13 protein-coding genes and 1 riboswitch are annotated in these 12,405 nt (G+C 63.5%); of the genes, 8 read left to right on the top strand and 5 right to left on the bottom strand.

The genetic code is table 11. The features are described 5' to 3' along the window. The 3 genes from groEL to EOA16_RS32185 all read right to left on the bottom strand — a co-directional run. Nucleotides 1–769 (bottom strand): chaperonin GroEL (gene groEL / locus EOA16_RS32175; protein WP_127261709.1); only part of this gene is annotated, 769 nt, incomplete at its 3' end. A gap of 62 nt (nucleotides 770–831) precedes the next feature. Beyond that, nucleotides 832–1,128: a co-chaperone GroES gene (groES, locus tag EOA16_RS32180; RefSeq protein ID WP_006203049.1), complete on the bottom strand. Its 297-nt coding sequence runs from the start codon at nucleotides 1,126–1,128 to the stop codon at nucleotides 832–834. 162 nt (nucleotides 1,129–1,290) lie between these two features. Beyond that, nucleotides 1,291–2,088, bottom strand: a complete 798-nt coding sequence (locus EOA16_RS32185) for a methyltransferase domain-containing protein (protein ID WP_127261710.1) — start codon at nucleotides 2,086–2,088, stop codon at nucleotides 1,291–1,293. 112 nt (nucleotides 2,089–2,200) lie between these two features. Between EOA16_RS32185 and EOA16_RS32190 the strand changes: the two genes are divergently transcribed. After that, nucleotides 2,201–3,055, top strand: coding sequence for a hypothetical protein (locus EOA16_RS32190; protein ID WP_245456072.1), 855 nt, complete (start codon nucleotides 2,201–2,203; stop codon nucleotides 3,053–3,055). A 27-nt stretch (nucleotides 3,056–3,082) separates the two neighbouring features. Here EOA16_RS32190 and EOA16_RS32195 read toward each other — a convergent pair whose 3' ends face one another. Then, a complete protein-coding gene (locus EOA16_RS32195) occupies nucleotides 3,083–3,709 on the bottom strand; it encodes a TetR/AcrR family transcriptional regulator (RefSeq protein ID WP_164754456.1) in 627 nt (208 codons plus the stop codon). A 123-nt stretch (nucleotides 3,710–3,832) separates the two neighbouring features. Here EOA16_RS32195 and EOA16_RS32200 point away from each other — a divergent pair, with 123 nt between their 5' ends. From EOA16_RS32200 to EOA16_RS32210, 3 genes are read left to right on the top strand one after another with little or no spacing between them, the layout of a single operon-like run. Then, nucleotides 3,833–5,020 carry an MFS transporter gene (locus EOA16_RS32200; protein ID WP_127261712.1) on the top strand — a complete coding sequence of 396 codons (1,188 nt, stop codon included), beginning with the start codon at nucleotides 3,833–3,835 and terminating at the stop codon, nucleotides 5,018–5,020. 13 nt (nucleotides 5,021–5,033) lie between these two features. Continuing rightward, a complete protein-coding gene (locus EOA16_RS32205; protein ID WP_127261713.1) occupies nucleotides 5,034–6,311 on the top strand; it encodes a D-arabinono-1,4-lactone oxidase in 1,278 nt (425 codons plus the stop codon). Next, nucleotides 6,308–7,447 carry an alanine racemase gene (locus EOA16_RS32210; protein WP_127261714.1) on the top strand — a complete coding sequence of 380 codons (1,140 nt, stop codon included), beginning with the start codon at nucleotides 6,308–6,310 and terminating at the stop codon, nucleotides 7,445–7,447. The genes EOA16_RS32205 and EOA16_RS32210 overlap by 4 nt, the downstream gene beginning before the upstream one ends. Here EOA16_RS32210 and EOA16_RS32215 read toward each other — a convergent pair whose 3' ends face one another. Next, nucleotides 7,448–8,281, bottom strand: coding sequence for an AraC family transcriptional regulator (locus EOA16_RS32215; protein WP_127261715.1), 834 nt, complete (start codon nucleotides 8,279–8,281; stop codon nucleotides 7,448–7,450). A 293-nt stretch (nucleotides 8,282–8,574) separates the two neighbouring features. Further along, nucleotides 8,575–8,782, top strand: a riboswitch (cobalamin riboswitch). 90 nt (nucleotides 8,783–8,872) lie between these two features. Here EOA16_RS32215 and EOA16_RS32220 point away from each other — a divergent pair. The 4 genes from EOA16_RS32220 (at nucleotide 8,873) to EOA16_RS32235 (ending at nucleotide 12,176) form a co-directional block, all read left to right on the top strand. After that, a complete protein-coding gene (locus EOA16_RS32220) occupies nucleotides 8,873–9,271 on the top strand; it encodes a DUF1636 family protein (RefSeq protein WP_245456073.1) in 399 nt (132 codons plus the stop codon). Continuing rightward, nucleotides 9,268–10,056 (top strand): ABC transporter ATP-binding protein, encoded by a 789-nt coding sequence (locus EOA16_RS32225; RefSeq protein ID WP_127261717.1) that lies wholly within the window; start codon nucleotides 9,268–9,270, stop codon nucleotides 10,054–10,056. Before EOA16_RS32220 ends, EOA16_RS32225 begins: the two co-directional genes overlap by 4 nt. Nucleotides 10,057–10,106: 50 nt before the next feature. Further along, the gene (locus EOA16_RS32230; protein WP_127261718.1) at nucleotides 10,107–11,054 is read left to right on the top strand and encodes an ABC transporter substrate-binding protein; all 948 of its coding nucleotides are present in this window, start codon (nucleotides 10,107–10,109) and stop codon (nucleotides 11,052–11,054) included. A gap of 135 nt (nucleotides 11,055–11,189) precedes the next feature. After that, the gene (locus tag EOA16_RS32235; RefSeq protein ID WP_127261720.1) at nucleotides 11,190–12,176 is read left to right on the top strand and encodes an iron ABC transporter permease; all 987 of its coding nucleotides are present in this window, start codon (nucleotides 11,190–11,192) and stop codon (nucleotides 12,174–12,176) included. Nucleotides 12,177–12,405: the final 229 nt, after the last annotated feature.

Consider the following 12,405-nt stretch of genomic DNA (forward strand, 5'->3'; position numbering starts at 1 on the left):
CGCCTTCGACGTCTTCCGAGATGATGAGCAGCGGCTTCGAGGTCTGCACGACGGCTTCGAGAACCGGCAGCATGGCCTGGAGGTTGGACAGCTTCTTCTCGTGCAGGAGGATGTAGACGTCCTCGAGCTCGGCAACCATCTTGTCGGCGTTGGTGACGAAGTAGGGCGAGAGATAGCCGCGGTCGAACTGCATGCCTTCGACGACTTCGAGTTCGGTCTCGGCGGTCTTGGCTTCTTCAACCGTGATGACGCCTTCGTTGCCGACCTTCTGCATCGCTTCCGCGATCATCTTGCCGACCGACTCGTCGCCATTGGCCGAGATCGTGCCGACCTGGGCGACTTCCTCGGAGGTCTTGATCTTCTTGGCAGCCTTGCCGAGCGCCGCGACGACTTCGGTCACGGCCAGATCGATGCCGCGCTTCAGGTCCATCGGGTTCATGCCGGCGGCAACGGCCTTGTGGCCTTCCTGGACGATCGACTGCGCCAGAACGGTTGCGGTCGTGGTGCCGTCGCCGGCGATGTCGTTGGTCTTCGAAGCAACTTCGCGGACCATCTGCGCGCCCATGTTCTCGAACTTGTCTTCAAGCTCGATTTCCTTGGCGACGGTGACGCCGTCCTTGGTGATGCGCGGGGCGCCGAACGACTTGTCGATGACGACGTTGCGGCCCTTGGGGCCGAGCGTGACCTTCACCGCGTCGGCGAGGATGTTGACGCCGCGCAGCATGCGCTCGCGGGCATCACGGGAGAATTTTACGTCTTTGGCAGCCATTTTTAGCTCCTGGCAGGGGCTTTGATCGAGCCCGGGAATTCAGTTGACGGAAAGGCCTGATATCAGCCGATGATGCCCATGATGTCGGATTCCTTCATGATCAGAAGGTCTTCGCCATTGAGCTTGACTTCGGTGCCCGACCACTTGCCGAACAGGATGCGGTCGCCGGCCTTGACGTCCAGCGGGACCAGCTTGCCAGCTTCGTCACGAGCGCCGGAGCCGACGGCGATGATCTCGCCTTCCTGCGGCTTTTCCTTTGCCGTGTCGGGGATGATGATCCCGCCAGCGGTCTTGGATTCGGATTCGACCCGGCGAACGACCACGCGGTCATGAAGCGGGCGGAACTTCGACTTTGCCATTTTTTCTTCCTCGATGAGAACGGTGAGAAACAGTTCCTCCATCCGGCGGCGCCGGACATGTGGTTAGCACTCACCAAAGGCGAGTGCTAACGTGGCGCTGAAATAGGCTGGTGGCTCGCCGGAGTCAAGGCACTCGGAGCGCCTCTTGGCAGGATGATGAACTTACCGGTGCCTGGCCGAACCGAGCACCAACAGCGGGCACCGTTCCGCCAGCGGATAAGTGCCGCTCGGCACGACGCGCACGTCGCCGAACCAGTTGGCGGCCTCTTCGGTCAGCGCGGCCAGCGTCGCGAAGCTGTAGCTTATGTCCGAGCCTGCATAGACGTCGATCGTGTTGATCGAGGTCATGCTCCATCCTGTTCGCGCGGCAAGAGCTTCGCGGTCTGGGAACAGGCTGCCGAATGTGTCGCGGATCGTTGCCACCTTGATGGCGAAATCGCGGTCGTCGGTCGTGGACGCCATCGCGATCCGCCATTTGAGCGCGTGGAAATTCTCGATCCCGCCGGCCAGAACCAGAGCTTCGATGCCGCGCAGATCATCCGCCGTTTCCGGTCGTGCGAAGACGCGGATCGCTGCGCGCCTGCCAGGCTTCAGCACCCTGGCGATCTCGCCAAACAACGAACTGCGCGCGGCCTGGGAATCGACCGCCGACAGGCATCCGTCGCCGATGACGGCGTCGATGCTTGCGTGATCCACGGGCAGGTTAAGCCAGTTGCCGGCGGTTGCCCTTCGCGAGCCGTCGTCGCCGGCCCATACGCCGGAAATCATGGCCGCCGACTGGTCGACCGCCAACATAGACCTGCCCAGAATTGCCAATTCCGGGGTAACCCCCAAGAGAAGGACATCGGCATTTCCGAGATCAAGTTCGCGATCGAATATAGCGACGGTTTCCGCTGTCGGCCGGAGTGGCGCTTCCAGAAGTTTCCAATGGCGGTGGTAATCGTCCCAATGATTTGTCATGCAATGCCATTGTTCCCTGGACGCCTGGATTTTTGATACCCACCGGGGCTTAGTAGAGGTCGTTGGACAAGCCAAGACATTTCAAGGCATCTACAGACTGTCCAGGAGGTAGATGGTGGCGCGCATCGCCGTGATAACGCATGAGCATGACAGATTCCTGGGCAGGCGCGACATTCTGCTGCGCAGGAGCAGCCCATACATGCTGTTCGACATTCTTGCGGAACTGAAAAGGCGCGGCCATTCGGTTCGGGTTCAGCAAGGCCTGTCGAAGCCGGTCAGCGCCGATATGGCGGTATTGCATGTCGATGCCACGGTGACGCCCATGGACTATGTCGACTACGCCCGGAGTTTTGCATTCTGCCTCAACATCGGCGCCGCCGACATATCCAAGCGGCGGATCAGCGGTGCATTGATCGACAAAACGGACAGCTGGCAAGGTCAGGTGATCGTCAAAAGCAATCTCAACAATCGGGGTATTCCGGAGACACTCCTCAACCGGCGATCCGAGCGCGCGGGGAAACAGCCGCCGTTTCCGCATTTGCCAAACTTGTGTCCCTATGAGATCCATGGATCTCTCGGCGACGTTCCAGATGGCGTCTTTGATTGCGACGATCTCGTCGTGGAAAAGTTCATTCCGGAGAGAGAACCCGACGGGTTTGCTGTTCGTTTCTGGGTGTTTTGCGGAGAGCGCGAGCGCTGCACCCGCTACATCTCCCCGAACGGCCTGGTCAAGGCATCGGAAACGATCCGGCGCGAGCCCGTCCCGGTGCCCGACGAATTGCGTGAGCGTCGGCGTGAACTCGGCTTCGACTATGGAAAATTCGATTTCGTCATGCACGAGGGCAGGGCCGTCCTCCTCGATGCTAACAAGACTCCCGGCCGTCCGCAAAACCTCGTCAAGATGTTCGCGGCCGGCGCCTCCGATCTGACACACGGCTTCGAAGGCCTCATCCATCCGGCGAAATAGGCTCGGCTGAGATCGTCATCGGACGTTCTAGAGAAACAGCCGCAGCTGGGTGTGAATGATCGACCGGTAATCCTCGATCGTCCGGCGGCTTTCCGCTTCGCCCTCGGCGAGCGCCAGGCGCACCACGCCTCCGGCGAGCTGGAAGATCAGGACAACCATGCGTTCGAACTGCTCGCGCTTCTCGGGTTCGATCAGGGCGATGACGTGGTCGCAGAACATCTTTGCTTGATGCCGGGTTTCCGCGATGTCGCGGTTCTTGAGCGCCTTGTCGGCCTGGATGGCGTTCTGCAGATCCTGGATGGCCGGATCGCCGGCGACACGGCCGAGATAATCATCGAGCAGCCGGTCAGCGGCCACGATCACATCTTTCGCCTCGTGGATTTCGGCGATGATCGTCGTCAGCCGTGCCCGGCTGACCTCTGAAAACCGATCATAGAGCATCGCCAGGATCGCCGACTTGTTGGGGAAATAGTGGTAGACGGTGGCGATCGGCCCACCCGCCAGCATGCCGACCTCCTTCATGGTGACGGCGTCGATACCCTTTTCTCCGATCAGTCGCATGGTCGTCGACAGGATCGCGTCGATGCGCTCGCGGCTGCGTTCCTGCTTGGGCCTGCGCCTCGGCTCGGTCGCCATTCTCTTCAATTCCGTCATGCACCGATCTTTCGCACGGTTTTTAGATTCCGGTTGACAAGAAATATGATCAAGTATCAGTTTCTGAAATACTGACAGGTTGTCAGCTTTTTTGCCGCGCGGCAAGGACGTTGGGAGGCGCCTTTGGCTTCGACAGATACCGGCCATGCAGGCAGTGGCGACTGGCTGGTCGGCAATCCGACCGGCTGGCAGCTCGCCTCGGCCCTGTGGATCGGCTCGGTCGGCCTGCTCATCCTCGGCCTGCAGCCGGTGCTGCTTGGCGCCCTTTACACAGAGGGCCATGTCAGCGGCGACGAACTGGCGCTGGTCGCCACCGCCGAGATGATCGCCATTGCCATCGGTTCGGCCGTCGTGGCGATGCTGCTTTCGGCCCACAATATGCGCTGGAAAAGTGCCGTCCTTCTGCTGCTGCTGGCGCTGGCCAATGTGTGGACGGCCTATGCCGCGAGCGCCAACATGCTGATTGCGGCCCGCGCCCTTGCCGGGCTCGCCGAGGGCGGTCTGGTCGCCATCGCCACCGAACTGATCGCCCGCTCGCGGCGCGCCGAGCGCATCGGCGGCTATTTCGTCACGATGCAGACGCTGGCGCAATGCGCGCTCGCCCTGTTGCTGGCGCTCTATGTCATCCCGGCCGCCGGGTCGGCGGGTGGCTTCATCATTCTTGCCCTCGTCTGCGTCGTGTCGCTGGCGGTCGCTTTCACCGTACCCGGTGACTATGCCGACCTGCCCAAGGAAGAGAATTTGGCCAATGTGCTGACTGTTCCCTCGATGACCGCGCTGTTGTCGGTCTTCTGCTACTTCATGTTCTTCGGCGCGGTCTGGGCTTTTCTGGAGCCGCTAGGCGCGCAATACGGCATCGATGGCCGCACCGTCGGCCTGATTGTCTCGGCCAGCCTCGCGGTGCAGGTCCTGGGGGCGATGACGGCGACCGCGTTCGAGGCGCGCATCGATTATCGCCTTGCCATCGCGGCGATCGGCGTCGTCGCGCTTGTCAGTTCCCTGGTTCTTGCCAGCAGCCCTGGCCTGACGACGTTCTGGATCGCTGCCTTGGCCATGGGTTTTATCCTGCTGTTCATCGTGCCCTACCAGATCCGTCTGGCGATCACCGCCGACGAGACACGCACCGCCGTGCTGCTGGTGCCGGCAGCCCAGCTTTTCGGCCTGGCGATCGGGCCGATCGCGGCGTCTCTGCTGATCGACGGCAAGGATTTCCGGCCGGTGCCGGAATTCGCCGCCGCCAGCGCGGTGGCAAGCGTGGCGCTGCTCGGTCTCTTCGTCCTCGTGTCACATCGCCGTCGTGCGGTTGCCTGAGCGGGGAGGTGGCATGTCAAACATTTGGAGCAACTGGTCGGGCTTTGTAAGTGCCGAGCCCAGGCTGATCGCCAGCCCCGGCGATGCCGGTGAACTCGGTGATCTCGTCCGGACCGCGCCTGGCCCGGTGCGCGTCGCCGGTGCCGGTCATTCCTTCACGCCGCTGGTGAAATCGCAGGGCACGATCCTGTCCCTGGAGAGACTGGAAGGGCTGGTCTCGCACGACGCGCAAAAACATCAGGCGCGGGTGCGGGCAGGGACCCGGCTCGGCGCACTGATGCGCATCCTGCAAGACATTGGCCAAGGCCTGCCCAACATGGGCGATATCGACCGCCAGGCGATCGGCGGCGCGCTGGGCACTGCCACGCACGGCTCGGGACCGACGCTCGGCGCCTATCACACGCAGCTGGAGACGGTGCGGATCGTCGACGGGCTTGGCAAGGTCCGCGACTTCAAGCGGGCAGGGGATCACATGATCCACGCCATCGGCGTTGCGCTCGGCGCTTTCGGCGTGCTCACCGAAGTGACGCTGAACAACATCGCGACCTACCGGTTGCGCCGCCGCAAATGGGTGCTGCCGATCACCGAGATGCTGCGCGATTTCGAGGCGATGATGGCCGCGCATCGGTCGGCCGAATTCTACTACATTCCGTTTTCCGGCTATGCGCAGTTCATCGCCAGTGATCTCAGCGACGCAGCACCGACCCCGCGACCGCCGGAAGCGGATGAGGCCGGGTTGAGGACACTGCGCCGGCTGCGCACCGGGCTTGCCTGGCTGCCATCGCTGCGCGGCCGGCTGATCCTGGGCGCCATCGCCAAATTGCCGGCCGAGGACTACGTGCAGGACTGGCTCAACGTCTATGCCAGCGACCGGCAGACCAAGTTCAACGAGATGGAATATCACCTGCCGTTCGAGGAGGGGCCGAAGGCGCTGGCCGAGATCATCGAGCTGACCGAGAAGCGTTTTCCCGAGGTCTATTTCCCGATGGAGGTGCGCACCGTCGCGCCGGACCAGTTCTGGCTCTCGCCCTTCTACAACAGGCTCACCTGCTCGATCGCCATCCACCATGACGCGGCGAACGATCCGCTGCCTTTCATGCGGGCGGCAGAGCCGATCTTCCGCAGATATGGCGGCCGGCCGCATTGGGGCAAGATCCACAGCCTGAAAGCGGCGGAGCTGAAAAAGCTCTACCCGCGCTGGGACGAGGCCATGGCGGTGCGCCGCGACATCGATCCGCAAAACCGCTTCGTCTCGCCCTACATGGCCGGCCTGTTCGGCATCGAGACATGAGCGCCTATTTTTCCACCCTGTCGGATGCGCTGAAGGAAGCCGGCATCTTCCAACCCTGCCTGCTGCTCGACCGCGACCGGCTGGACGGAAACATTGCCCTGGTAAAAGGGAGACTGGATCCCGGCCTTGCCGTGCGGCTGGTCGACAAATCCCTCGCCTGCCTGCCGCTGCTTGCGCATATCGGCAAGGCGCTCGGCACCAGTCATTTCATGACCTTCCATCCGCCGATCAGCGAGGCGGTGCTGAAGGCGTTTCCGGATGCCGATCTCTTGTATGGCAAGCCGATGCCGATCGGCGCGGCGAGAGCGGCGCTGGTGAAAGCTGACGCCGGCTGGTCGCGTGTCTGCTGGCTGATCGACAGCGAGGAGAGACTGGCGGAATATGGCGCTCTCGCTGACGAACTCGGCATCGGCCTGCGCATCGCTTTCGAGATCGATGTCGGGCTGCACCGCGGCGGCTTTGCCAGTCCTGAGGCCTTGTCAAAGGCGTTGAGCGCGTTGCCGGCCCGGCTGCATTGCGAAGGCGTCATGGCCTACGAGGCGCATGCGCCGCTCATTCCGGGTCTGTTCGGCGGGCCGGCGAAAGCCTTGGCAAAGGCGTCGGCGCAGGCTGCGGCGTTCGTCGTCTGTCTCGGCGCCGACCAGCGCCGTATCCTGAACATCGGCGGCAGCAAGACCGCGCTGCTTCATCATGGCAGCGTCGCCAACGAGGCCTCGATGGGCTCGGCCTTCGTGCTGCCCAGCGACTTCGATACACCAGGCCTAGAAGGCTTCCAGCCGGCGGCCTTCATCGCCACGCCGATGCTGAAAATGGTCGAGCCGATGCTGCCCGGTCCGCCGGCCGTCACCCGCCTGCTGCAGGCGCTCGGCCGGTTTCCGCGCAAGGGCTGCTATCTCTATGGCGGCAAGTGGATGGCCGAGCCGGTGTTCCCCGAAGGCATGAAGGCGAACGGCCTGCTCGGCCTGTCCTCCAACCAGCAATTCATGGGCTTGCCCGCCGACGCGACCGCAAAGCCCGGCGACTACGCGTTTCTAAGGCCGACGCAGAGCGAAGCCGTGCTGCAGCAGTTCGGGTCGATCGCGGTGTTTTCCGGCGGCAGGATCACCGATCGCTGGCCGGCACTGCCGATGGCGTGATCAGGCCTTCACCGGTATCCAGATCTCCAGCCCGCCATTGCCGCTGTGGGCATCGAACTCCGGTCCATAGCGCTCGAATTCCGGCGCGTCCGCGATCTCATGCCCGGAGGCCGGCAGCCATTTGTTCCAGATCGTGTTGACCGTACGGCGGATGGTCGAGATGTGTTCGCGGTGGGCAAAGACCGCATATTTCTGCGCCGGCATTCGCACCCGGTAGAAGTCCTTGGGCAGGTCGGAAAAGTCCGACACTTCGACGCCGGCTATGTAGTCGAAATTGCCGGCATCGTCGCCGTTGACGCAGACGCCATAGGCGACGTCGCCGGTCTCGCCCGGAATGTTGCCGATATAGGGGCCGAAGCGCTGCCATTGCATCGGAATGGCGGCGCTACTTTCGCAGCTGTAGCGTTCGCCGAGGCCGGCAATCAGGAACGGCCGGCTGGTCTCGAAACGCGGTGGTTCGAGATTGGTGAGGAAGGACTGGTCCATCAGGATCGGCTCCACGAGATCGAGCTTGTCGAGTGTGCCTTGCGCGCGCACCAGTTCCGGCGTGGTGCCGAACTGATCGCGGAAGGCGCGGGTGAACGCCTCATGCGAGTTGTAGCCGGCGTCGAGCGCGACGGCGAGGATGTCGGGCGCCCCGCCGGCCAGCTTGCGCGCCGCCTCGGTCAGCCGGCGTGAGCGCATGTAGCCCATCACCGAGCGGCCCGTGGCAGCGCCGAAAGCCCGCGTCACATGAAAACGCGACACCCCGCTGCTTTGCGCGACATCGTCGAGTGTAACAGCCTCCGGCAGATGACTTTCGACGAACCACAGCGCTTTCTCGGTCGGGTTCATTTTGCTCCTCGCATTGGCCAGATCATCCTGCCGTTTCCTGGCGCGGCCAGTTTGATCGAAATTGCGCATCCCGCGCAATCGCACCGATCCCGTCACAGTCGCGCACCGATCTGGCCAGCGTTCGAGCGCCCCTGGCCGCCGACGAGCCCATTTCGGCGGGCTTCACTTGACAGCGCCAGGAGGCGTCTTCTAAGTAAGTAATGTTATTACATATCGATACCGTAAAATGCCTGTTCCCATAGCTGGTCCGCCACTTCGTCCGAGAAACCCATTGCGAAGCGATTGGTGGAAATCTAGGCTGAGGCCGTGATGGTCCCCGAGTCGAAAGGCGAGGGGTGAAAAGGGAACACGGTGAGATCCCCAGGGGTCGAGGCCGTGGCTGCCCCCGCAACTGTAAGCGGCGAGCAAAATCCGTGAATGCCACTGGCCGGCAAGGCTGGGAAGGCAGGATGGCGCAACGACCCGCGAGCCAGGAGACCTGCCATCACGGAGTTGACCGGACGGGGTGTGCCGGGAGGAAACGCGAATCCCGGTCTTGTCGGCCGCTTCGCCAGCTTCCTTCCGTCGCCAGTTTTGGAAAGTGACGGAAAGTTGGACGGCTCCATCGATCATCGCATCATCGTGTGCACGCTTTGCCGTGACCTCGTGACCGGGGTCAGGTCTGGCGAAGACCTTTGCGGCGATTTGCGCTCCCGGCTTTCGGCCCACAACGAGCCGGCCGTGGCGCAGGGCTTCGCGGTCGAAGGCGTGGCTTGCATGGCAGGCTGCTCACGGCCGCTGACGGTCGCCTTCCAGGCGCAAGGCAAGGCTGCCTATCTCTTCGGCTCCATCGACGCGCGAGCCGATGTCAGCGATCTCGTGCGGTTCGCCGGACTCTACGCCTCGCTCGCCGATGGCTGGTGCAGTTCCGGTCAGCGTCCGGCAGGATTGGCCGGCAAGACACTGGCCCGCATCCCCGGTTCGGGCAATCCGGCGGGCAGCAACCGATGAGCGCAGCGCTTCTCGAAGCACATGACCTCTGCGCCATGGCGAATGGGCGGGATCTGGTTCAGGCGGTCAGCCTGTCGGTGGCCGCCGGCGACCGCCTCGCCATCATTGGTCCCAATGGCGCCGGCAAGACGACGCTGCTGCGCATGCTGTCGGGCATGCTGCGGCCAAGTTCCGGCGAGTTGAAGCTCGGCGGGCGCCGGCTGGACAGGATTTCGGCCGCCGAGCGGGCGTTGCATATCGCCGTTGTCGGCCAGACCGACCAGCCCGATCCGCGGCTGGCGGTGATCGACTATGTCGAGCTTGGCCGCGTCCCGCACGCCGGGCTGCGGCGCAGGCGCGAGGAACGCGACATTGTCGTCGATGCGCTGCGCCGGACCGGCCTGCTGCCGCTGCTTGGCCGCACCATCGGCTCCCTGTCGGGCGGCGAGCGCCAGCGCGCCCAACTGGCGCGCGCCATCGCCCAGCAGCCAAAAATCCTGTTCCTCGACGAGCCGACCAACCATCTCGACCCGCGCGCCCGCGGCGAACTGCTTGACCTAGTGGCCGGCTTCGAGACGACGGTGATCGCGGTGCTGCACGATCTGGCGCTGGTCGCGCCTTTCGCCACCAGGGTGGCGGTGATGAACCATGCCCGTCTGCAAGCGCTCGCCGCACCGCGCGAAGCGCTGACCCAAAAGCTGATCCGCGAGATTTTCGGCATCGATGTGCTGCGTCTGCGCCATCCGACCGAAGACCGCGAACTGACGGTGTTCGATGTGCCGAACCGTGCCGCGCCGCCATCCTGATTGAAGCCGTTCCGTAGTCGACCCGATCCCATCCACAAGGAGCAACACCCGTGACACGCCTAGCCTTTTCGCTTGCCTTCTCGCTGCTGGCCTCGACAGCCCTGGCCTTCCCGGTGACCGTCGATAGCTGCGGCAAGCCGCTGACCTTCGACGCGCCGCCGAAGCGCGCCGTCATCCATGATCTCAACATGGCCGAGATGGCTTTCGCACTGAACCTGCAGCCGTCGATCGTCGGCCTGACCGGCATCACCGGCTGGTACAAGGTGGGTCCCGAGTTCAAGGCCGAGCAGGGTTCGATCCCGGAGCTGGCGCCGAAATACCCGACGCTCGAAAACCTCGTCGCCGTCGAGCCGGATTTCTTCTTCGCCGGCTGGTATTACGGCATGAAGCCCGGCGGCGAGGTGACGCCGGACACGCTTGCCCCGCATGGCGTCAAGACGCTGGTGCTGACGGAAAGCTGCGTCCATCTCGACAAGGACCGCCCCGCCGCCTCGATGGACCTGCTCTATGGCGACGTCGAAAAGCTGGGCAAGATTTTCGGCAAGGAGGCCGAGGCTGAAAAGCTTGTCTCCGGCTGGAAGACGCAGCTCGCCGACATTACCGCCAAAGTCGGCGACCGTAAGGGAACGCGGGTGTTCCTCTACGATTCCGGCGAGGACAAGCCGTTCACCGCAGGCAAGTTCGCCATCCCCAGCGCCATGATATCAGCCGCCGGCGGCGACAACATCATGGCCGACATGGACACCAGCTGGGGCAACACGGACTGGGAAACGGTGGCGTCGCGCAATCCGCAATTCCTCATCCTGCTCGATTACCAGGACGGCGGCGGCTACAAGAAACTGCTTGGGTTCCTGAAGGCGCATCCGGCGATGAAAGAAACGGACGCGGTCAAGAACGAGCGCTTCGTCGCCCTGCGCTATGCCGAACTGACGCCCGGACCCGCCAATATCGAAGCAATCGACAAGATCGCCAAGGCGATGCATCCGGAAGCGTTTTGATGCCTGTCGCCCAAAAGTGCGCAGCGGTTTTGGGGCAACGACATGCATGAACAAAAGACCCTGGAAGGGCGTCGCACGCGTCCTGACAGATGCGACGCATTTCCAGGCTTGCGCCATCCGTCATTTGCGCTGGCCATGCTGGCGGGGGCGGCGGCGATCGCCGCTCTCGCTCTGCTGTCGATCGCCTATGGCTCGACGCTGATCCCGTTGACCGACGTTGTTGCAGCACTTGGCCGCGCAATCGGCTTCAGGGGGCACGACGTATCCGGGCCGGTCGGCAAGATCGTCGTCGATCTCAGGCTGCCGCGCACGATCCTGGCCATCTGCGTCGGCGCCGGCCTCGGCGTCGTCGGTGCGCTGCTGCAGACGGTGACCCGCAACGATCTCGCCGATCCGTTCCTGTTCGGCCTGTCGTCGGGCGCCGCCGCCGGTGCCGTCTCCGTCATCACCGTCTTCGGCGACAGTTTCGGCATCTGGACGTTGCCGGTCGCGGCCTTCACCGGCGGCATCCTGGCTGCCGGTGTTGTCCTGCTGCTGGTCGCGCGGGTCAGGGGGCAAGGCCCTGAGCGGTTGATCCTTGCCGGCCTTGCCGTCTCGTTCATGTTCACCGCCTTGACCAACTATCTGGTCTTTGCCGGCGACCAGCGCGCCGCCCACTCTGTGCTGTTCTGGACGATGGGCGGCCTCGGCCTGGCGCGCTGGGACAACGTCTGGTTGGGCGCGCTGGGTGCGGGCACCATTCTGGCTTACGCGCTGTGGAACCACCGACGGCTCGATGCTTTCCTGGCCGGCGAAAACGCCGCCGAAAGCCTGGGCGTGCCAGTGGCGCGCATGCGCCGGATGACCTTTCTCGTCGCCGCTTTCTCGACGGCCATCCTGGTTTCGGTGGCCGGCGTCATCGGATTCGTCGGGCTGATGATCCCGCATCTGTCGCGGCCGCTGGCGGGTCCCTTGCATTTGCGCCTGGTCACCAGCTGTGCCGTCTTCGGCGCGGTGCTGTTGCTGGCCAGCGATCTTCTGGCCCGAACGCTGCTGCCGCCGCAAGAACTGCCGATCGGCATCATCACCAGTTCGGTCGGCGCGTTCTTCGTCGTCACCATGCTGATCCGCAACCGGCTGTGATTGCGGCAGGCAGGTCGCCGGCTCAGAGCCTGTTTCGAAATTCGCTCTGGCGAGCCATATGGTGGTGGTTTCGAGAAGCCGGAGCGGAGCGGACATTCAGTCCGTGTTGGGGTGGACGGCCCCCGACGGCATCGTGATGTGCCAGAATGAGGTCGTTGCAGATCTCAAACAAGGGAGACCGTCCGTGGAAAATCTTATTCGCATTGGCCTGGATACGTCAAAGAGCGTT

Origin of the sequence: Mesorhizobium sp. M7A.F.Ca.US.008.03.1.1, assembly GCF_003997495.1 — a bacterium.
Lineage (GTDB): Bacteria > Pseudomonadota > Alphaproteobacteria > Rhizobiales > Rhizobiaceae > Mesorhizobium.